The following is a 21,436-nucleotide window of genomic DNA, read 5'->3' on the forward strand; positions in this document are numbered from 1 at the left end:
TAATGGAAAATACCGCTCAACAACCCCCTTCATTTACATCCTATCAAAAATTTGCTGTTTTTATTCTGGCTATCACCCAGTTTACAGTAATCTTAGACTTTATGGTGATGTCGCCATTAGGCGATATTTTAATGAAAACTATGCAGTTAAAACCATCTCATTTTGGTTTGGTAGTATCAGCTTATGCCTTTAGTGCCGGAATTTCAGGATTGCTGACCGCTGGTTTTGCCGATAAATTCGATAGAAAAAAATTACTGTTATTCTTTTACACCGGATTTATTCTGGGAACCATTCTATGCGGAATAGTTACCTCCTATCCTCTTTTGGTCACAGCCAGAATCATCACCGGGTTATTTGGAGGAGTTATCGGCTCCATTTCGATGGCCATCGTAACCGATTTATTTTCGATGCAGCAACGTGGTCGCGTAATGGGTTTTATCCAAATGGCTTTTGGCGCAAGCCAGATATTTGGAATTCCCGTTGGCCTTTACATAGCAACTGCCTGGGACTGGCATGCACCATTTTTAGCAGTAGCCGCATTAGCTGTACTAATTGCTGTTTTGATTGCATTAAAACTAAAACCACTTACGGAACATCTTGCCATACAAAAAGAAAATTCGGCATTTCAGCATTTACTTCATACTATTACAAAACGCGAATACCGCATAGGATTTTCTGCAACCGCCGTCCTTTCTGTTGGTGGATTTATGTTAATGCCTTTTGGTAGTGCCTTTGCCATTAACAATTTAAAAATTACCGAAGAACAACTACCACTTCTTTTTATGATTGCAGGAATGTCCACTTTAATCATCATGCCATTTATTGGAAAACTAAGTGATAAAATAGACAAATTCAAAATTTTTGCCGCAGCTTCCATCTGGACCATCCTGACTGTAGCTGTTTATACTAATTTAAGCGAAACGCCATTTTGGTTAGTAGCACTTATCAATGTTTTAATGATGATGGGAGTTATGAGCCGAATGGTTCCTTCTACCGCCTTAGTAACCTCAGTTCCTGCTAAAGAAGACCGAGGTGCATTTATGAGTATCAATTCCTCATTACAACAAATTTCAGGAGGAATTGCCGCTGCTTTTGCCGGAACAATAGTAGTCCAAAAAGACAATTTCAGTCCATTGGAACATTACAACAGTTTAGGATTTATTATCATCGGAATATCAGCTTTATCAATTCTTTTATTGAATCGGGTGAACCAACATTTGAAAAAAAATCCGGAGAAAAATTCCAATTCCGTTTTAGCTGTTTCAGAAATCTGATTAGCGTAAAAACCGACAAAATATTAAACATAAATTAACAGCTGTTCAGTTGGCTTTTTTGTACTAATAATTGACCTTTGCATTTCAAACATCTTAAAATGATTACAAAAAAAATAAATTTTCTTTTTGTCTTACTGTTGATTAGCATGACTGCTTTTGCACAGCAAAAATTCACCCTGAGCGGAATTATTACCGATGCTAAAAACAACGAAACTCTGATAGGTGTCAATCTTTATTTTCCAGATTTAAAAATTGGAACTACCACTAACGAATACGGATTTTATTCGATAAGTGTCCCTCAGGGAAATCAGAATTTAATCATCAGTTATTTAGGTTACCAAAACATCCAACAAAGCATTTCGCTGACCAAAAACAGCAAAATGAATTGGGCACTTACCGAAAATGGCGAAATGTTAAATGAGGTAATTATTAGCACTAATCAAGGGCAGACAAATACCCGAACTCCCGAAATGAGTGTGAACAAATTATCGATGGCTACCATCAAAAAAATGCCGGTTGTTTTAGGAGAAGTCGATGTGATAAAATCCATTTTATTGTTGCCCGGAGTCACAAATGCCGGAGAAGGCGCTTCAGGATTCAATGTTCGCGGTGGTGGTGCCGACCAAAATTTAATTCTTCTGGACGAGGCTACCATTTACAATTCTTCGCATGTTTTTGGTTTTTTCTCCGTTTTTAATCCCGATGCTATTAAAGATTTAAAATTGTATAAAGGCGGAATTCCTGCCCGTTTTGGAGGAAGAGCGTCATCGGTTTTAGATATTTATCAAAAAGACGGAAACAGCAATGATTTTCACATGAATGGAGGAATTGGCCTGATTTCAAGCCGACTTCTTGCCGAAGGTCCAATTGTTAAAGACCGTGGTTCTTTTTTAATTGGCGGAAGAGCTTCTTATGCGCATTTATTTTTAAAATTATCCGAAGAACAAAAAAACAACTCCGCTTATTTTTATGACCTTAACACTAAACTGAACTACAAAATCAACGACAACAATAATATTTATTTATCGGGTTATTTTGGTCGTGACGTTTTTGCCATCAATAAAAGTTTCAGTAATATTTATGGAAATTCCACTTTAAACCTGCGTTGGAATCATTTATTTTCTGATAAATTATTCTCGAATCTTTCATTTATTTACAGCGATTACTATTACGGATTAGACTTAGACTTCATCGGTTTTAAATGGGATTCCGGAATTAAAAACTACAATATCAAATATGATTTCAAGAATTATATTTCTGATAATTTCAAATTAAACTATGGAGCCAACGCTATTTATTACAATTTCAATCCCGGAACGATCAAACCTTCAAGCGCAGAATCAGGAATCAATCCTGACCAATTGGACCGAAAATATGCTTTTGAACCTTCACTCTATATTGAAGCCGAAAACAAACTAACCAAAAAACTGAGTCTGTCTTATGGACTGCGTTACAGCATGTTTTATCGTTTAGGAAATTCAGCCATTAACCTGTATGAAAATAACAATCCGGTGATTTTCAATTCTGATTTTCAGATTTACGAAAAAGCAACTCCAATAGGACAAAAAAATTATGGCAAAAACAAAACCATAAAAAGTTTTGACAATTTTGAACCAAGATTTTCAGTTTCTTACCAACTAAAAGAAAATCAGGCTATCAAAGCCAGTTACAACCGAATGGTACAATACCTGCAATTAATTTCCAACACCGCCTCGCCTACTCCATTAGACATTTGGATGCCTAGTGATACCTACATTAAACCACAAATTGCCGACCAGGTTGCTATTGGTTATTTTAAAAACATTCGAAATGGCGATTATTCTCTGGAAATTGAAAGTTTTTATAAGAAAATTCAAAATCGTATCGATTACATTGATGGTGCCGATTTGATTGCTAATAATGCTATTGAACAGGTTATTCTCAACGGCAGAATGCGCTCTTATGGTTTAGAGTTGCTATTTAAGAAAAATGAAGGTCGATTAAACGGCTGGATTTCATACACTTTGTCAAAATCAGAGCAGCAAACCCCGGGCAGAACTCCAGACGAAATAGGAATTAATTATGGAAAATGGTATAATTCGGCTTACGACAAAACCCATAATTTAGCCATTACTTCAGCTTATAAACTGAATGAGAAATGGGACTTTGGAGCTAATTTTGCGCTACAATCAGGACAACCGGTAACCTTCCCTGATGGCGGATACCAATACGGAGATGTATTTGTGCCAAGCTACGGTTTGCGAAACCAAAATCGCTTACCTGCTTATCACCACTTAGACATTTCGGCTACTTTAACGCCTGCCAAAAACAAAGACCGAAACTGGAAAGGAGAATGGGTTTTCAGTATTTACAATTTGTACAATCGTCAGAATGCCGCTTCAATTACTTTTAGACAAAATATAGATACAGCAGTAAATGAAGCCGTAAAAACATCCATTTTTGGGATAGTTCCTGCGGTGAGTTATAATTTTAAATTCTAAAAATTTACTTTCGAAAAAAGATATTATGAAAAAGATACTATTCCCCCTTTTACTAGCCTTCATCAGCCTTTTTAGCAGCTGTGAAGAGGTAGTCAACATCGACTTAGATACAGCTCCGCCCCGATTAGTTGTAGAGGCTTCGATAATTTGGATTAAAGGTAGTTCAGGCAATGCCCAAAAAATTAAATTAACCACCACTACCGGTTATTACGATACCGAAATTCCTGTTGTAACCGGAGCAAATGTTACTGTAACCAACAGTGATAACGTGGTTTTCAATTTCGTAGAAATTCCGGAAACGGGAGAGTATGCCTGTACTAATTTTGTACCCGAAATTGGCGAAAATTATACTATGACCATTATCCACAATGGTGAAACCTACACCGCAAACGAAACATTTCAATCACTGGCTCCCATCACCAGAATTGAACAAAACAACGAAGGCGGTTTTACAGGGAATGAAATCGAAATTAAAGCCTATTTTGACGATCCTGCCGGCGAAGACAACTATTACCTTTACAAATACCAATATTCTAACGAAACAACTGTAAGTTACAATGTTGACGACGATCGTTTTTTTCAGGGAAACGAGTTTTTTAGCCGTTCACAAAATGATGATTTAAAAAAAGGAGATGTGATTGATTTGACCCACTTTGGAGCGTCTAAACAATATTACAATTACATGAACATTCTAATTGGAATTGTGGGATCTAATTCCGGCAGTCCTTTTCAGACGCCTCCTGCCACCGTAAGAGGAAACGTCAAAAACATTACAAATCCTCAAAATTATGCTTTGGGTTATTTTGCCCTCGGTGAAACCGATATGCGTCGTTATGTTGTGCAATAAATTTTTAGAAAAAAATATTTGTTTTTTGCAATCTAATTACAAAACAAGTGGTGTTATTCAAGAGATTCAATGTCCTTAACTTCCGCAGATGAGTGTCAAATGTTTGAAGAATACGTAGAAAGAAAAGCTGTTTGAGCGTAGCGAGTTCTTTTCTTTCAGTATTCGAAAACTAATTTGACCGTCGAGGAAGTGTAAGACTTGATTTTTTTGTTTCTTTTTTGATCAAGCAAAAAAGAAAAGTAAACAAACCTTAAATCCAAGCCCAAAAACATTCAAAAACAAATAGCTATATTTGCTAACTAAAAAACTACAACTTTGTCATCACATCACATTGTTCGCGACGATCAGGAACCCGCTTTAATTATTGCCAACGGCGCTGCTTGTAACCCGGAATTATTAGGGCAATTACTCGAATGGTCACCACTGGTAATTGTATTGGATTCCGCCATTGAACGCGTAATGGAACTCGATATCAAAGTTGATGTTTTGCTTGGAGATTTCGACAGGGACTTTGACCCTTATTATTACAAAGAAAAACAATATCCGCTGGAAATTGTCCACACCCACGATCAGGACAAAACCGATTTAGAAAAAGCATTCGATTACCTTATCGAAAGAAATATTCCCGCGGCAAATGTGGTTTGGGCAACCGGAAGAAGAGCCGATCACACCATCACCAATCTGACGAATATTGTTCGTTATCGCGACAAACTGAAAATTGTAATTCTGGACGACCATTCAAAAGTTTTTTTGTTACCCAAAAGATTCGAAAAATGGTACACTGCCAATACGCCTATTTCGCTAATCCCGGTAGGTCACGTCAGCGGAATTCATTCCGAAAATCTATTCTATCCATTACAGGACGACAGCCTGACTATTGGCTACCGCACCGGAAGCAGCAATCATGTTGCTCAGGACGGATTGGTCGTAATTGAACACCTTGAAGGCGATTTATTATTGATGGAATGTATGGATTAATTTGTCCAATTAATTAAGACAACCGATCGGTAAAATTACCCAAAACATTATCTTAAACATTATTTTTTGTAAAAATATCATTATTTTATCAAGATTCTATTGTCCTTAGCTTTCGCAGTCGAGCGTCAAATGTTTGAAGAATACGCAAAAAGAAAAGCTGTCTGAGCGTAGCGAGTTCTTTTCTTTTAGTATTCGAAAACTAATTTGACCGACGAGAAAGCGCAAGACTTGATTTTTTTGTTTCTTTTTTGATCAAGCAAAAAAGAAAATCATAATTTCTTTAACCTGCTTTGTAAAAAAAACTTAACCCCTAATTCACTATAAAATAACCATTTGTAAATAGCAAACCCATTTTAATTAACTACCTTTGCAGCGAAATTAAAAACACAATAATGTCCAAAACAGTTACGGAAAAGATTAGTTTACATCCCAGAAACCAACACCGATTGCGCTATGATTTTAAATTGCTGATCGAAAAATGTTCTGAGTTAAAATCTTTTGTTTTCATTAACGAACACCATCCCGACACTTCGGGACAAACAATCGATTTTAGTAATCCGCAAGCTGTAAAAACTTTAAACAAGGCATTATTAACTACTTATTACGACATTCAAGACTGGGATATCCCACAAAATTACCTTTGCCCGCCTATTCCCGGCAGAGCAGATTACATTCATAACATTGCCGATTTATTAGCCGAAAGTAACAACGGAATTATCCCAACCGGAATCGAAGTTGAAGGTCTGGATATTGGTGTGGGTGCCAATTGTATTTATCCAATCATCGGAAATTCGGTTTATGACTGGAGCTTTGTGGGTACTGATATCGACGAAAAAGCCCTGAACAATTGCAGTGAAATCATCAAAGCCAATCCAAAATTGATCGATGCCATTAGTTTACAGCAACAAGTAGAATCCCGATTTATTTTTAAAAATATCATCACCCCCGAAGACAAATTTGCTTTCACTATTTGCAATCCTCCTTTTCACAAATCGGCTGAAGAAGCCGGAAAAGGAAGCCTTCGAAAAGTAAATAATTTGCAGGACAAAAAAGTTACCAAAGCCATTTTAAACTTTGGTGGTCAAAATACCGAATTGTGGTGCGAAGGCGGCGAACTGGCTTTTATTACCCAAATGATTTACGAAAGTGCCAAATACCCAATGCAATGCCTGTGGTTTACTACTTTGGTTTCTAAACAATCCCATCTTAAAAGCCTTTACAAAACTCTAAACAAGGTCAACGCTGCCGATATCAAAACCATTGACATGGCACAAGGTCAAAAAACCAGCCGAATTCTGGCCTGGACTTTTTTGAGTAATGCTCAAAGGAAAAACTGGAAGTTTGAAATACAGCCAGCAAATACCCGATTTTAGATTCTGATCTTAGACAATTGTAATTCACTAATAAAATCCATCCTCTTTATTTAAAAACTGAATACCCCATTATATCAGTAGGATTCGTATAGCCGATTAATTGTTTTTAAAACTATTTTATTTATTAATCTTTTTAAATATAAAAAAAAGCAAAAAACCTTGCCTTTACTTTCTTTTATTTTCTTTTTTCTTTTATTATTTTCTTTTATTTACAAAAATAAGCTATCTTAGCTAGCCTAATTTCTTAACGAAATAAGATTATTAATTAGAAAACTATGAGAAATCCAATTTTAATTGCCCTATTTTGTTTAACACAAAGCCTGATTTCAGCACAAAACCCAACACCTTCAAAACCCCGAATTTTAATCAGTACCGATATCGGCGGAACAGATCCTGACGACAATCAATCGATGACGCATTTACTGATGTATAGTGATTTATTCCATTTTGAAGGGCTGGTTTCTTCTCCTTCTTATGGTGAAGGAAATAAAGAAGAAATTTTAAGAATGATTGATTTGTATGAAAAAGATTTGCCAAAACTTCGTAAACACAATAAAAACTTAGAAAAACCGAATTATTTACGTTCGATAACCAAACAAGGGCGTAAAGGAAATGCTCCCTATCTTGGATATACAACAGCAACTGAAGGTTCTGACTGGATTATTAAATGTGCCAAAAAGAAAAGTACACAACCTTTGTGGATTTTGGGCTGGGGTGGTTTAGAAGATGTTGCTCAGGCATTGCATGACGCACCGGAAATTCAAAATAAAATTAAAATTTACTGGATTGGTGGTCCCAATAAAAAATGGAGCGCCAATAGTTATGCTTATATCGCTGAGAATTTTCCAAACTTATTCTTTATCGAAGTAAATTCCAGTTATTACGGATTTTTCTCTGACAATACCGAACTGGACAGCGTAAACAGTTCCAATTATTACGACAGCGTCATTAAAGGAGCAGGCCATTTAGGACCGGATTTTAAAAACTACTACAATGGAGAAATCAAAATGGGCGATTCTCCTTCCCTTTTTTATATGATGGATGGGAATCCTGAAAATACTGAAAGAGAAAGCTGGGGTGGCAGTTTTGAAAAAATATCCTACAGCCCCAGAATGATTTACAATCAAGTCACCACTTTAAAAGATACGGTGTCATTTTGTTCTATTATCGAAATTCATCTAAAAGGTCCAAAAACAGCAATTGCTTCAGATTCCATTTGCTTCTGGATGGAAGTTCCCTACGGGAAAACCGTTCAAAAATGGCCAGGCTATTATTTGGGTAACGGAGATTACGCGATACGCTACATCCCGAAAAAAGCCGAAAATTTACATTATAATTTCACATCTGAAATAGCCGAAATCAACGGACTGAAAGGAAGTATTGTTGTAACCAATTTATGGCCCGGCAAAAAACACAATGCCGATTATCCACTAGGCAATAATTGGTACAGTGACAAATCAGATCCGGATTTATACGATGGAAAAATCCAGGGAGGCAAAACTGTTTTAAAATGGAGAAAGGCTATTCTGGACGATTGGGCAAAACGCTGGAAATGGCTGAAATAAAGTCATCGTAATTCCATAATCTGTTCATTTCTCAACAAAAGCCAAATGCCCAAAAATTGCCAATAAACTTTGTACCTTTGCAATTCCAAACTTTGCATTGAAAAACAAATGAAATTCCAAGTCGTATCCGATTACAAACCGAAAGGTGACCAACCACAAGCGATTGAGAAATTGGCTCAGGGCATTGAAACCGGCGAACAGTTCCAAACCCTTTTGGGAGTTACGGGTTCGGGGAAAACATTTACTGTTGCCAATGTTATTCAGGAAGTGCAAAGACCGACTCTGGTATTGGCACATAACAAAACTCTGGCGGCGCAATTGTACTCGGAATTCAAGCAATTTTTCCCTAACAATGCTGTGGAATACTTTGTTTCTTATTACGATTATTACCAACCCGAAGCTTTTATGCCGGTAACAGGCGTTTTCATTGAAAAAGATTTATCTATCAACGAGGAGCTCGAAAAAATGCGTCTGAGTACTACTTCTTCGCTACTTTCAGGTCGAAGAGACATTCTGGTGGTAGCTTCCGTTTCCTGTTTATACGGTATTGGGAATCCGGTTGAATTTCAGAAAAATGTCATTGCAATAGAAAGAGATCAGGAAATCTCCAGAACCAAATTATTACATTACTTAGTACAAAGTTTATATTCCAGAACCGAAGCCGATTTTACACCCGGAAATTTCAGAATTAAAGGCGACACGGTAGAAGTTTTTCCAAGTTATGCCGATGATGCTTATCGCATTCATTTTTTTGGAGACGAAATTGAAGAAATCGAATCTTTTGATGTAAAAACTGCCCAAGTCATTGAACGATTTGAAAAACTGACTATTTACCCTGCTAATATGTTTGTGACCTCGCAGGATGTATTGCAAAATGCCATTTGGGAAATTCAACAGGATTTGGTCAAACAAGTCGATTATTTTAAAGAAATTGGCAAACATCTCGAAGCAAAACGATTGGAAGAAAGAACCAATTTCGATTTGGAAATGATTCGGGAATTGGGTTATTGCTCCGGTATCGAAAATTACTCGCGTTATCTCGATGGCAGACAGGCTGGAACGCGTCCTTTCTGTTTATTAGATTATTTCCCTAAAGATTATTTGATGGTGGTGGACGAAAGTCACGTAACCCTTTCACAAGTACACGCCATGTATGGAGGCGACCGAAGCCGTAAAGAAAACCTGGTCGAATACGGATTCAGACTTCCTGCGGCCATGGACAACCGCCCATTGAAGTTTGATGAATTTGAGGCAATGCAAAATCAGGTAATTTATGTTTCGGCTACACCTGCCGATTATGAACTGCAAAAATGCGATGGGGTTTATGTAGAACAAATTATTCGTCCTACGGGATTATTGGATCCGGTCATCGAAATCCGTCCAAGCTTAAACCAAATTGACGATTTAATTGAGGAAATCCAGCAACGTTGTGAATTGGACGAACGTGTTTTAGTGACTACCCTAACCAAAAGAATGGCTGAGGAGTTAGCTAAATATTTGACTAAAGTTAGCATCCGTTGTCGCTACATTCATTCAGATGTGGATACATTGGAACGCATCGAAATCATGCAGGATTTACGTAAAGGAATCTTTGATGTTTTGATTGGAGTCAACTTATTGCGTGAAGGATTAGATTTACCCGAAGTTTCTTTGGTTGCCATTTTGGATGCAGACAAAGAAGGATTTTTACGCTCGCATCGTTCGTTGACACAAACTGTTGGTCGTGCGGCGAGAAACCTAAACGGAAAAGCGATTATGTATGCTGACAAAATTACCGACAGTATACAAAAAACAATTGACGAAACCAATTACAGAAGAACCAAACAAATTAATTTTAATACCGCCAACAACATTGTTCCGCAGGCATTGAACAAAAAAATCGACAGTGCTTTTACCAAAAATCCTTTGGTAGAATACGAATTGGGACATACTATAAATACTGCCGCAGAAACGGTAAACGAATATTTATCGAAAGAAGAAATCGAAAAACGCATTCGCGAAAAACGTAAATCGATGGAAAAAGCCGCAAAAGAACTCGACTTTATGCAAGCCGCAAAATTGCGTGATGAAATCAAAAAATTACAGGAACAACTGGCTTAACAAAGTCTATTCTTCCTGAAAAATTTTCCATAAAGCTTCGTCTGAGATAATTGTATTGGGAGCATTTCTCACCTTTTTGATTAACACCTTAATCGCATCGGTATCTAATCCCATACTAATTGCGATATGAACAATTAAATCCGGATCCTGTTTGTAGAACACTCCGTCATTCTGAAAAAAGACAAGCAACTGATAGAATTGTTTGATTCGGTTCAGTTTCATATTCTCCGGCAAAGCAGGTAACTCATGACTCAACAAATCGATGAATCCTCCTTTTTCAAAATTCAATTCGTTAGCTATTAAAAATAAAAAATCATAGCCTTTTTTACTCAACTGACCATCAACTGTCGCAAAGGCAATCATCTCTAAAAGCAATTTCTTTTTCTCTTCGTAAGCATCCATATCGTAAATAATTTAAGCTAATTTATCATTTTTTATGACAAAACCCCAAAAAATCATCCACAATTAAACAATTTTATCGCAAAATCACATTTTTTTTCCAACATAAAAAAGCAAAAAACAGCATAAAATTAACTTTTAGAGACAAAAATACATAGTACCAAAAACCAGTTTTTAAACAAACCGCTTTTATCGATATACTTTTTTATGATATCGACAAAATGAGATTAAAAAAATCCGAAAATCAAAATTCTGCATTTCCGGCATTTCTTTTTCATTTTTATAGCTTAATTTTATCATAAAACGAGACTATTATGGAATTGATTATAAGAGAATACGAGCTACAATTAAAGCACACCTTTACAATCTCTAGAGAATCAATCGATACTCAGCCTTCCTTAATTGTACAATTAAAAAATGGCGGATTCTCAGGTTATGGTGAAGCTACTTCAAATCCTTATTACAACATTAGCGTGCCAATGATGAAACAGGATTTAGAAGCAATACGTTCCATCATAGAATCCTCTGTTGATGAAACTCCAGAAGAATTCTGGGCAAAAGTACACCCTTACTTAAAACACGATATGTTTGCACTTTGTGCACTCGATATGGCCTATACCGATTTGTATGCCCGAAAAAAAGGCAAAAAACTGCATGAACTTTGGAATTACGATATCGAAAGAAATCCATTGACCAATTATACCATCGGAATCGACAGTATCGAAAAAATGGTCGCTAAAATGAAGGAACTACCCTGGCCTATCTATAAAATAAAATTAGGTACCAGCGAAGACATTGCCATTGTAAAAGCACTTCGGGAACATACCGATGCTATTTTCAGAATTGATGCCAATTGTGGTTGGGAAATCGAAGAAACACTCAATAATGCCATCGAATTAAAAAAACTGGGCGTAGAATTCCTTGAACAACCGCTAAAAGCAGACGATTGGAAAGGTCATGAAATTGTTTTTAAACATTCGGTTTTACCTATCATTGCTGACGAAAGCTGTATTATTGAACAGGATGTTGCCAAATGTTACAATCATTTTCATGGTGTGAACATCAAATTAGTAAAATGTGGTGGTTTGACTCCCGCCCGAAGAATGATTCAACAAGCCAAAAAACTGGGACTAAAAACCATGGTCGGTTGTATGACGGAATCTTCTGTTGGGATTTCAGCAATCGCACATCTTTTACCACAATTGGATTATGTAGATATGGATGGTGCCTTGCTTTTATCAGAAGACATTGCCAGCGGAGTTCTAATTGAAAAAGGAAAAATTGGCTATTCTAATTTGAATGGCACGGGAGTCGTTTTAAAATAATAATTAATGAAAGTAACCGAATTCCCAGACAGGGTCTTAAAAATCGATGGAGACAACTATTTATATTTTGGCGGGACAGCATATTTAGGCTTACCGCCAAATAAAAAATTTCAAAAAATACTCTTTAAAAACATTGCCCGTTGGGGAACGGCTTATGGAAGTTCCAGAAATGCGAATATCAAATTAACAGCTTACGAAAAAGGAGAAACTTTTTTAGCCAATTTTATCAAAGCCGAAGCTGCCGTCAGCGTTTCCTCAGGAATGTTGGCTGGTCAAATTACACTTGATACCTTAGCATCGGAAACCGATACTTTTTTCCATTTCCCGGACACTCATATTGCTATTTCAAAAACAGAAAGTCTTCCGTTTTTTATAGATAACCAGTTAAATCCTCGTTTACTGGATAAAAAACCGGAAAAAATCACCATCCTGACCGATGCCGTTGCCACTAATACCGTGACAGCAGTTGAACTTTCTTTGCTAGAACAAATTCCAAAACATAAAGAAATTACCTTAGTCATCGACGAATCACACTCGTTGGGAATATTAGGAACTAATGGCTGTGGTATATTTTCGAATATAAATTATCCCAATATCAAACGTAAAATTATGGTTTCTTCGCTGGGAAAAGCCATGGGGTTATCTGGCGGAATCATTGCTGCTGATAGTCATTTTATTCAGAAAATTAGAGAAAACAACACTTTTACAGCCAGCGCCGGAATGAATCCAGCTTTTGTTAAGACCCTGGCTGATTCAGAATCTTTATACCTGAAGCAACACAAAAAATTAAAGAAAAACTTAGCCTATATCCATTTGAAATTAGTTCCAAATAACAATATTCTTTTCGACTCGAATTATCCTGTCATTTATCCAAAAATAGAGAACATCAACGCTGTTTTAGCTTTGCATAAAATAATCATCACCATTTTCAAATACACTTCAGAAAACGATTATTTGAACCGGATTATTATTACTGCCAATCATAAAAAAAAGGATTTGGATAAAATAATTGAAATCCTCAATCAATACCAAAGCAAAGTTGAGTAGCCAATGCTATAATAATGTACCTTTGTAAAAAATATTATAATGACAAACAACGATATCTTTAAAAAACTACGCGTGGCTTTAATGCTGCGTGATGACCAAATTGTAGAAATATTAGAATTGGTCGATTTTAGAATTTCTAAATCAGAGTTAGGTGCTTTTTTCCGTGACGAAAAACACCCAAATTATGTAGAATGTGGTGACCAGGTGTTGCGTAATTTCTTAAATGGATTAGTCATTCATTTACGCGGAACAAAAGAAAACCCTAAAAACCCTAAAGATGTCTTAGCGAAGCATAAAGCTGAAATCCCTGCAAAAGCAAAGGAAGCTCCAAAAACAGATGCAAAAGCAACGAAAACAGGTTTCAAGAAAAAACCTAATTTTAAAAAAGCTGCTCCAAAAATTCAGGTTGTAGAGAAAGTGAAATTCAACAACGGGAAAAACAAAAAATCTTAGATTGTATTTTCTTTTCACAAAATCCAATAAAAAATCCCATCTTGTTTATAAAAACCGGATGGGATTTTACATTTCTGCCCATTGGATTACTTAGTAAACTTAACTAAAAAAATAAGTCCTTTTCCTTCGCCTAATTCTACCGCTGACAACTTTTGATAATTCAAAGTATTTTTGATATAATAATTCAGATTTTCATCAGTAGTATTGGTGCTCATTACCACAATTTCATTATTCTCATTAATTGCAATTCGTACTTTTACCACTACATCCTGATCTAAACCACTAAATGAAGGGGAACTATTAAGTAATTTAGCAATCTCTTTGTAGGTTGCCTCCAGAGTTCCGGTTTCACTATTAGGCGTTTTCTTTGCAGCAAATGCTGTTGTTAAAAATAAAGTAACAACAACTGATAACATTAATTTTCTCATGATTTCTTCGTTTTTAATTAGAATTAAATTGTATCCGATTTCATTGTAAAAGTAAAAAAAGCAAACGTTCAAAAAACAAATAATCCACTGACAACGTGCGATTTACGATTTAAGAAAATTATAACAACAAAAAATAGTCGCACTGTAAAAAAAACACACTATATTTTCACTATTCACACAAAAAACAGGAATTCGAAGAAAAAAAATCAGCAAAACAGACCAAATTAACAGAATAACTAAACATAATTCAATACAAAATACAACTAAAAACAAAAAATCCCAGGCAATAACCCGGGATTTTATCTCTTTTTTAATTTTAAACCTACTTAGCAAACTTGATTAAAAAAACAAGTCCTCTTCCTGCCTGCAACTCTTCACTGAACAACTTTTGATAGTTTAAAGTATTTTTAATATAGTAGTTCAAATCATCATTAGTAGTATCAGTACTCATAACTACAATTTCATGTTTTTCATTAATTGCAATTCTTACCTTTACCACAACGTCATGGTCTAATCCTCCAAAATTAGGATAGGTATTTAACATTTTAGTCAATTCCTTATAAGTCTCATCAAAATTTTCTGCTGTATTTGGAGACTTATCCGCAGCAAACACTGTACTCATAAATAAAGTAACAATAACAGATAAAAATAATTTTTTCATGATTTCTTTGTTTTTAATTACAGTTCAAAATTACTACAGAACCCCAACATAAAAACCACAAAAACAATTACTTAACCCAATAATAAAGAAGCACATTTTTTAATTATTATCAGCTATAAAAACTATCCGGATAAAAAACAACAGCTTCACAAAAAACATTCTTCAAAATTACATTAATCGCATAAAAAGAGATAAATCACTAAAAAAAGATGATAATCGACTCGGTAATACTAAGTTAATATTAATGATTAATACCTAAAAAACCAGCTTTTCAATAATCATAATATTAAGTACAAAACAAATCTAAACTGTAGAAAGCAAAAAAAATCCTGTTCATAACGAACAGGATTTTAAATATATAACCAGCTTCTTAATTAAGAAAGAGCAGCTTGTACTTGGTCAGCAGCTTCCTGAAATTGTACTGCTGATAAAATTGGCATTCCAGAATTATCGATTAATTCTTTTGCAATTTCAGCATTTGTACCTTGCAAACGAACAATAATCGGCACTTTAATAGCGTCACCCATGTTTTTGTAAGCGTCAACAACACCCTGAGCAACACGGTCACAACGAACGATTCCTCCAAAAATGTTAATCAGAATAGCTTTTACGTTTGGATCTTTAAGGATAATACGGAAAGCTGTTTCAACACGTTTTGCATCAGCAGTCCCTCCTACATCAAGGAAGTTAGCCGGTTCAAAACCTGCATATTTAATTAAATCCATAGTTGCCATTGCAAGACCTGCACCGTTTACCATACAACCTACAGTACCGTCAAGATCTACATAGTTCAAACCAACTTCTTTCGCTTCAACTTCAATTGGATTTTCTTCACGAACATCACGCATATCAGCATACACTTTTTGTCTGTACAATGCGTTATCGTCAATATTTACTTTAGCATCTACCGCTAAAATTTTATTATCAGATGTTTTCAAAACAGGATTGATTTCAAACATAGAAGCATCTGAACCAATATAAGCTTTGTATAAAGCATCGATGAATTTCACCATTTCTTTGAATGCGTTTCCTGTAACACCTAAGTTAAAAGCAATTCTTCTTGCCTGGAAACCTTGCAATCCAACAGCCGGATCAATTTCTTCTGTAAAAATTAAATGTGGAGTATGCTCAGCTACTTCTTCGATATCCATTCCACCTTCAGTAGAATACATAATCATATTACGTCCTGTAGCTCTGTTCAATAAAACAGAAACATAAAACTCTGAAGTTTCAGATTCTCCAGGATAATAAACATCCTCAGCAATTAAAACTTTGTGAACTGTTTTCCCCTCAGCAGAAGTTTGAGGAGTAACTAATTGCATTCCGATAATTTCGCTTGCAACTCCTTCTACTTTGTCAATTCCTTTGGCAAGTTTCACACCACCACCTTTTCCACGTCCACCAGCGTGAATTTGGGCTTTTACAACATACCAACTCGTTCCCGTTTCGGTAGTTAATTGTTTTGCAGCAGCAACTGCTTCAACTGGGCTATTAGCAACGATTCCGCGTTGAACGCGAACTCCATAGCTAGCTAAAATCTCTTTTCCTTGATATTCGTGTATGTTCATAATATAGAATTTGTCTGAATCTGATTTTATTTCAGAAAATAAGTGTGACAAAAGTATTAAAAACGAACTTAAAACTGAAATCTTTTTAGTGATTTAAAATATCTTATAAATAAAGTTAAAAAAAGACGTTTTCACAACTTTTTTTCTATCAAAAAAAAGATTTTACAGCAAAAAAATGACTGAGCAGACGTTTTTGCCTTTAATTTTATAATATTGAATTTAAAAAAATCAGAAATAATTGTCAAAATAACTCCCTAAAAACGAAGTTCTATTAACGATTTATTAATACTTAGCTCAAATAATGCAATTATTATTATTATTAACACATTTTTCTATTATTCCTGTAAAAGTAACCCCTAATGCTCTCAATCGATGGATTATATTTAATGAAATATCTATTTTTGTAAAAAAAATTATCAAGCATGAAAGTTAAAGAACAAGGCCTTTATTTGCCAGAATTCGAGCATGAAAACTGTGGAGCTGGTTTTATCTGCAACCTTAAAGGTGAGAAAACAAATCAAATTATCCATGACGCACTAGAAATTCTAGTAAAACTAGAGCACCGTGGAGGTGTAAGTGCTGACGGAAAAACGGGAGATGGAGCTGGACTTTTGATTGACATTCCTCACGAATACTTCAATAGAGTTTGTGATTTCAAATTACCTGCACCACGCGAATATGCTGTTGGAATGGTATTTTTACCTAAAATCCAAAATCAATACGTTTTTTGTAAAGACATATTTGAAAAAGAAATTAAAGCACAAGGACTTACTGTTCTTGGATGGAGAGAAGTTCCTGTTGACTCTACACAATTAGGAGAAATCGCTGCTGCTTCTGAACCTACTATTGAACAAATCTTTGTGGGCAAAAATGAAGCAATTGACGAAACTACTTTCAAAGCGAAATTATATGCTGCACGTAAAATTACAGAACATGCAATTGCTAACTCTAAGGTATCGCAAAGTTCTTATTTTTATGTTCCTAGTTTATCTACTACTACCTTAATATATAAAGGTATCATCATGCCTGAAGATATCGGGCCATATTATACTGACTTACAACAAACAGACTTAGTGACTCGTTTGGCATTAGTTCACCAACGTTTCTCTACTAATACAATGCCTACATGGGAATTGTCTCAACCTTTTAGATACATGTGTCAAAATGGTGAGATTAACACTTTAAGAGGTAACGTAAGTAGAATGCGTGTTCGTGAAGAAATCATGAAAAGTGATGTCTTTGGACCACAAATCGAAAAATTATTCCCAATCATTCTTCCAGGAAAATCAGATTCTGCTTCTATGGATATGGTTGTTGAATTATTAACACACACAGGTCGTTCATTACCGGAAGTAATGATGATGATGATTCCTGAGGCTTGGGAAAAACACAAAACCATGTCTGAGGAAAGAAAAGCATTCTACGAATACAATGCTTGCATCATGGAACCATGGGATGGTCCTGCTTCTGTACCTTTCTCTGACGGTGATTACGTAGGAGCTTTATTAGACCGTAACGGTTTAAGACCTTCTCGTTATACTGTAACTAAGAGTGGTAAATTAATTATGGCATCAGAAATTGGTGTTGTAACTGTTGATCCGGAAGATGTAGAAAGTCACGGTAGATTAGAGCCAGGAAAAATGTTCTTAGTTGACATGAACGAAGGACGTATCATCAATGACGAGGAAATCAAAAGCAAAATTGTTTCTGAAAGACCTTATCAGGAGTGGTTGAAACAATACCGTTTGAACTTAAAAGACGTTCCTACTACAACTAAGGCTTGTCCTATCGAAACTATCGATTTAAAAACAAGAGAGCGTTTATTCAACTATACATTAGAGGACATTCAGGATATGATTACTCCTATGGCTCAGGCTGGAAAAGAAGCTTTGGGTTCTATGGGTATCGATACTCCTCTTGCTGTATTGTCTGACAGACCACAATTAATCCCTAACTATTTCAAACAATTATTTGCACAGGTTACTAACCCACCTTTGGATGGTATCCGTGAAGAAATTGTAACTGATATCAGTTTAGCATTAGGTCAGGACAGAAATATTTTTGATATTTCTAGCAAACAATGTAGAAAATTAAGAATTCAAAATCCGGTTATTTCTAACGACGACTTAGAAAAAATCAGAAACATCGATATCGATCATTTCAAAGCTGAAACTATTGAAATCTTATACAAAAAAGAAAAAGGTTTAAATGGTTTAGAAAATGCTTTAGAAGATATTATCACTCAAATCAGCAAAGCGGTTGACAGAGGAACTAATATCATTATCTTATCTGATAGAGGTGTAAATAAAGAATTCGCTCCAATTCCTGCTTTATTAGCTTGTTCTTATGTTCACCACCAAATGAACCGTTTACGCAAGCGTTCTTACTTCGATATTATTATCGAATCAGCTGAACCACGTGAACCACACCATTTTGCAACTTTATTTGGATACGGTGCAAGTGCAATTAACCCTTATATGGTTAACGAAATCATTCGTGTACAAGTACAAGAAGGATTTATCACTGGAATTAGCGAACAAAAAGCGGTTGACAACTTCAACAAAGCAATTGGTTCAGGTTTATTAAAAATCATGAACAAAATTGGAATCTCTACTTTACACTCATACAGAGGTTCTCAAATTTTCGAAATTGTTGGTTTCAATTCTAAATTTGTTGAAAAATACTTCCCTTACACTGCTTCAAGAATTGAAGGTATCGGATTGTACGAAATTGAAAAAGAAATCAGCGAAAGATATAACTATGCTTACCCGGATGTATTAATTCCTAACCGTTTAGGATTAAACATTGGAGGTGAATACAGATGGAGACGTAACGGGGAAAGACACATGTTCAACCCTACTACTATTGCTAAATTGCAACAGGCAGTACGTTTAAGCGATCAGGCTAGTTATGATGTATATGCTAAAACTGTAAACGATCAGGCTAAGAGTTTAATGACCATCCGTGGTTTATTTGAATTCGACAACTTAGATCCAATTCCATTAGACGAAGTAGAACCATGGACTGATATCGTAAAACGTTTCAAAACCGGAGCGATGTCTTACGGATCTATCTCTAGAGAAGCACACGAGAACTTGGCTATCGCTATGAACCGTATTGGAGGAAAATCTAATTCAGGTGAAGGTGGAGAAGACAGAACCCGTTTCCAACCAGACGTAAATGGTGACAGCCGTAACTCGGCTATCAAGCAAGTAGCTTCCGGACGTTTTGGAGTAACTTCTCACTACTTATCTAGTGCAAAAGAGATTCAAATCAAAATGGCTCAGGGTGCAAAACCAGGAGAAGGTGGACAATTACCAGGTGAAAAAGTATTGCCTTGGATTGCATCGGCTCGTAACTCAACTCCTTTCGTAGGATTGATTTCGCCTCCGCCACACCACGATATTTACTCAATTGAGGATTTAGCACAATTAATCTTCGACTTGAAAAACGCTAACAGAGAAGCTCGTATCAACGTAAAATTAGTTTCTGAAGTTGGTGTGGGAACAATTGCAGCGGGTGTTGCTAAAGCAAAAGCTGACGTTGTATTAATAGCAGGTTATGATGGTGGAACAGGAGCTTCTCCATTAACATCATTGAAACACGCGGGTCTTCCTTGGGAACTTGGATTGGCTGAAGCACAACAAACTTTAGTATTAAACAACTTAAGAAGCCGTATTGTTGTAGAATGTGACGGACAATTAAAAACAGGACGTGACGTAGCTATTGCTGCTTTACTTGGTGCTGAAGAATTTGGTTTCGCTACTGCTCCATTGGTTGCTTCTGGTTGTATCATGATGCGTAAATGTCACTTGAATACTTGCCCTGTAGGTATTGCTACTCAGGATAAAGAATTACGTAAAAACTTCAAAGGAACTCCTGAGCACGTAATTAACTTCTTCTACTATGTTGCAGAAGAGTTAAGAGGTATTATGGCTTCTTTAGGTTTCAGAACTTTAGAAGAAATGATTGGTCAAACACACAAAATCAATTCTAATAAAGCGATAACTCACTATAAAGCAAAAGGTTTAGATCTATCTTCTATCTTACACAGACCGGATTCATACAAATACATGACGGTTCGTAACACTGAGAAACAAGACCACGGATTGGACAACGTAATGGACTTCCAAATCTTAAAAGATTCTCACCGTGCTTTATACAGAAAAGAGAAAATGACTTTAGATTATCCTATTAAAAATACCGACCGTTCAGTGGGAGCTATTGTTAGTAACGAGATTTCTAAAATATATGGTCACTTAGGTCTACCGGAAGACACCTTAAATATCAATTTCACAGGTTCTGCAGGACAAAGTTTAGGAGCATTTAGTGCACACGGATTGACTTTTACTGTTGAAGGAAATACAAATGACTATTTAGGAAAAGGATTATCTGGAGCTAAATTAATCATCAAGAAACCAGCTAAAGCAACTTTTGTTGCCTCTGAAAATATCATTGTAGGTAACGTTTGCTTATTTGGAGCAATCGAAGGAGAAGCATTCATCAACGGTATTGCAGGAGAGCGTTTCGCAGTTCGTAACTCAGGTGCTACAGCAGTAGTTGAAGGTGTAGGAGATCACGGTTGCGAGTACATGACTGGAGGACGAGTAGTTGTTTTGGGTAAAACCGGAAGAAACTTCGCTGCAGGTATGAGTGGTGGTATCGCTTATATCTACGATCCTGAGCACAAATTCAAAAATGGTTTATGTAATACTGAAACCATCGAATTTGAAACAGTTGAAGGAAATGAAGCTGATGAATTGAAAACTTTAATAGAAAGACACGTTCAGTACACTGATAGTACAAAAGGTATCGAATTATTAAATGATTGGAATACAAGCTTAGAAAATTTTGTAAAAGTAATGCCTACAGAATACAAAAAAGCATTAAAGCGTTTGGAAACTGAGGTACAAATGGTAGAAGAATTAACAGCATAAC

Annotated in this window: 15 protein-coding genes; 11 read left to right on the top strand and 4 right to left on the bottom strand. The window is 35.8% G+C overall.

Annotated features, from left to right (window positions below):
• The first annotated feature begins 2 nt into the window (after positions 1 to 2).
• The 7 genes from IEV84_RS08720 to uvrB all read left to right on the top strand — a co-directional run bounded on the left by IEV84_RS08720 (position 3) and on the right by uvrB (position 10,617).
• The gene (locus tag IEV84_RS08720) at positions 3 to 1,274 is read left to right on the top strand and encodes an MFS transporter (RefSeq protein WP_188493892.1); all 1,272 of its coding nucleotides are present in this window, start codon (positions 3 to 5) and stop codon (positions 1,272 to 1,274) included.
• Positions 1,275 to 1,372: 98 nt separating this feature from the next.
• A complete protein-coding gene (locus IEV84_RS08725; protein ID WP_188493893.1) occupies positions 1,373 to 3,754 on the top strand; it encodes a TonB-dependent receptor in 2,382 nt (793 codons plus the stop codon).
• A gap of 25 nt (positions 3,755 to 3,779) precedes the next feature.
• Positions 3,780 to 4,601: a DUF4249 domain-containing protein gene (locus IEV84_RS08730; protein ID WP_188493894.1), complete on the top strand. Its 822-nt coding sequence runs from the start codon at positions 3,780 to 3,782 to the stop codon at positions 4,599 to 4,601.
• Positions 4,602 to 4,916: 315 nt separating this feature from the next.
• Positions 4,917 to 5,579 (top strand): thiamine diphosphokinase, encoded by a 663-nt coding sequence (locus IEV84_RS08735; RefSeq protein WP_188493895.1) that lies wholly within the window; start codon positions 4,917 to 4,919, stop codon positions 5,577 to 5,579.
• Positions 5,580 to 5,971: 392 nt separating this feature from the next.
• Positions 5,972 to 6,952 (top strand): 23S rRNA (adenine(1618)-N(6))-methyltransferase RlmF, encoded by a 981-nt coding sequence (rlmF, locus tag IEV84_RS08740; RefSeq protein ID WP_373282903.1) that lies wholly within the window; start codon positions 5,972 to 5,974, stop codon positions 6,950 to 6,952.
• 275 nt (positions 6,953 to 7,227) lie between these two features.
• Positions 7,228 to 8,517 carry a nucleoside hydrolase-like domain-containing protein gene (locus tag IEV84_RS08745; protein WP_188493896.1) on the top strand — a complete coding sequence of 430 codons (1,290 nt, stop codon included), beginning with the start codon at positions 7,228 to 7,230 and terminating at the stop codon, positions 8,515 to 8,517.
• Between the two features lie 108 nt (positions 8,518 to 8,625).
• Positions 8,626 to 10,617 (top strand): excinuclease ABC subunit UvrB, encoded by a 1,992-nt coding sequence (uvrB, locus tag IEV84_RS08750; RefSeq protein ID WP_188493897.1) that lies wholly within the window; start codon positions 8,626 to 8,628, stop codon positions 10,615 to 10,617.
• A gap of 6 nt (positions 10,618 to 10,623) precedes the next feature.
• Here the strand turns inward: uvrB and IEV84_RS08755 are convergent, their stop codons facing one another.
• A complete protein-coding gene (locus IEV84_RS08755; RefSeq protein ID WP_188493898.1) occupies positions 10,624 to 11,019 on the bottom strand; it encodes an excinuclease ABC subunit B in 396 nt (131 codons plus the stop codon).
• Between the two features lie 311 nt (positions 11,020 to 11,330).
• Here IEV84_RS08755 and IEV84_RS08760 point away from each other — a divergent pair, with 311 nt between their 5' ends.
• The 3 genes from IEV84_RS08760 to IEV84_RS08770 are packed head-to-tail and all read left to right on the top strand — an operon-like array spanning position 11,331 to position 13,841.
• On the top strand, positions 11,331 to 12,341 hold the full coding sequence (locus tag IEV84_RS08760; protein WP_188493899.1) for a dipeptide epimerase: 1,011 nt from the start codon (positions 11,331 to 11,333) through the stop codon (positions 12,339 to 12,341).
• A 6-nt stretch (positions 12,342 to 12,347) separates the two neighbouring features.
• Positions 12,348 to 13,388: an aminotransferase class I/II-fold pyridoxal phosphate-dependent enzyme gene (locus IEV84_RS08765; protein ID WP_188493900.1), complete on the top strand. Its 1,041-nt coding sequence runs from the start codon at positions 12,348 to 12,350 to the stop codon at positions 13,386 to 13,388.
• A 39-nt stretch (positions 13,389 to 13,427) separates the two neighbouring features.
• The gene (locus IEV84_RS08770) at positions 13,428 to 13,841 is read left to right on the top strand and encodes a DUF1456 family protein (protein WP_188493901.1); all 414 of its coding nucleotides are present in this window, start codon (positions 13,428 to 13,430) and stop codon (positions 13,839 to 13,841) included.
• 86 nt (positions 13,842 to 13,927) lie between these two features.
• Here IEV84_RS08770 and IEV84_RS08775 read toward each other — a convergent pair whose 3' ends face one another.
• From IEV84_RS08775 to sucC, 3 genes are all read right to left on the bottom strand, one after another.
• Entirely contained in the window at positions 13,928 to 14,269 is a 342-nt protein-coding gene (locus IEV84_RS08775) for a hypothetical protein (RefSeq protein ID WP_188493902.1), read from the bottom strand.
• Between the two features lie 322 nt (positions 14,270 to 14,591).
• Positions 14,592 to 14,930, bottom strand: coding sequence for a hypothetical protein (locus IEV84_RS08780; RefSeq protein WP_188493903.1), 339 nt, complete (start codon positions 14,928 to 14,930; stop codon positions 14,592 to 14,594).
• A gap of 374 nt (positions 14,931 to 15,304) precedes the next feature.
• Positions 15,305 to 16,498: an ADP-forming succinate--CoA ligase subunit beta gene (sucC, locus tag IEV84_RS08785; RefSeq protein WP_188493904.1), complete on the bottom strand. Its 1,194-nt coding sequence runs from the start codon at positions 16,496 to 16,498 to the stop codon at positions 15,305 to 15,307.
• Between the two features lie 422 nt (positions 16,499 to 16,920).
• Between sucC and gltB the strand changes: the two genes are divergently transcribed.
• A complete protein-coding gene (gltB, locus tag IEV84_RS08790; protein WP_188493905.1) occupies positions 16,921 to 21,435 on the top strand; it encodes a glutamate synthase large subunit in 4,515 nt (1,504 codons plus the stop codon).
• Position 21,436 lies beyond the last annotated feature (1 nt).

This window comes from Flavobacterium palustre, from assembly GCF_014639535.1.
Classification (GTDB): Bacteria; Bacteroidota; Bacteroidia; order Flavobacteriales; family Flavobacteriaceae; genus Flavobacterium; species Flavobacterium palustre.

Excerpts from the sequence above, each read along its gene's own strand:
- IEV84_RS08760 (WP_188493899.1), top strand. The coding sequence starts at position 11,331 with ATGGAATTGATTATAAGAGAATACGAGCTACAATTAAAGCACACCTTT.
- IEV84_RS08725 (WP_188493893.1), top strand. The coding sequence starts at position 1,373 with ATGATTACAAAAAAAATAAATTTTCTTTTTGTCTTACTGTTGATTAGC.
- gltB (WP_188493905.1), top strand. The coding sequence starts at position 16,921 with ATGAAAGTTAAAGAACAAGGCCTTTATTTGCCAGAATTCGAGCATGAA.
- IEV84_RS08720 (WP_188493892.1), top strand. The coding sequence starts at position 3 with ATGGAAAATACCGCTCAACAACCCCCTTCATTTACATCCTATCAAAAA.
- IEV84_RS08755 (WP_188493898.1), bottom strand. The coding sequence starts at position 11,019 with ATGGATGCTTACGAAGAGAAAAAGAAATTGCTTTTAGAGATGATTGCC.
- IEV84_RS08775 (WP_188493902.1), bottom strand. The coding sequence starts at position 14,269 with ATGAGAAAATTAATGTTATCAGTTGTTGTTACTTTATTTTTAACAACA.
- IEV84_RS08780 (WP_188493903.1), bottom strand. The coding sequence starts at position 14,930 with ATGAAAAAATTATTTTTATCTGTTATTGTTACTTTATTTATGAGTACA.
- IEV84_RS08770 (WP_188493901.1), top strand. The coding sequence starts at position 13,428 with ATGACAAACAACGATATCTTTAAAAAACTACGCGTGGCTTTAATGCTG.
- IEV84_RS08765 (WP_188493900.1), top strand. The coding sequence starts at position 12,348 with ATGAAAGTAACCGAATTCCCAGACAGGGTCTTAAAAATCGATGGAGAC.
- IEV84_RS08730 (WP_188493894.1), top strand. The coding sequence starts at position 3,780 with ATGAAAAAGATACTATTCCCCCTTTTACTAGCCTTCATCAGCCTTTTT.
- IEV84_RS08745 (WP_188493896.1), top strand. The coding sequence starts at position 7,228 with ATGAGAAATCCAATTTTAATTGCCCTATTTTGTTTAACACAAAGCCTG.
- rlmF (WP_373282903.1), top strand. The coding sequence starts at position 5,972 with ATGTCCAAAACAGTTACGGAAAAGATTAGTTTACATCCCAGAAACCAA.
- uvrB (WP_188493897.1), top strand. The coding sequence starts at position 8,626 with ATGAAATTCCAAGTCGTATCCGATTACAAACCGAAAGGTGACCAACCA.
- sucC (WP_188493904.1), bottom strand. The coding sequence starts at position 16,498 with ATGAACATACACGAATATCAAGGAAAAGAGATTTTAGCTAGCTATGGA.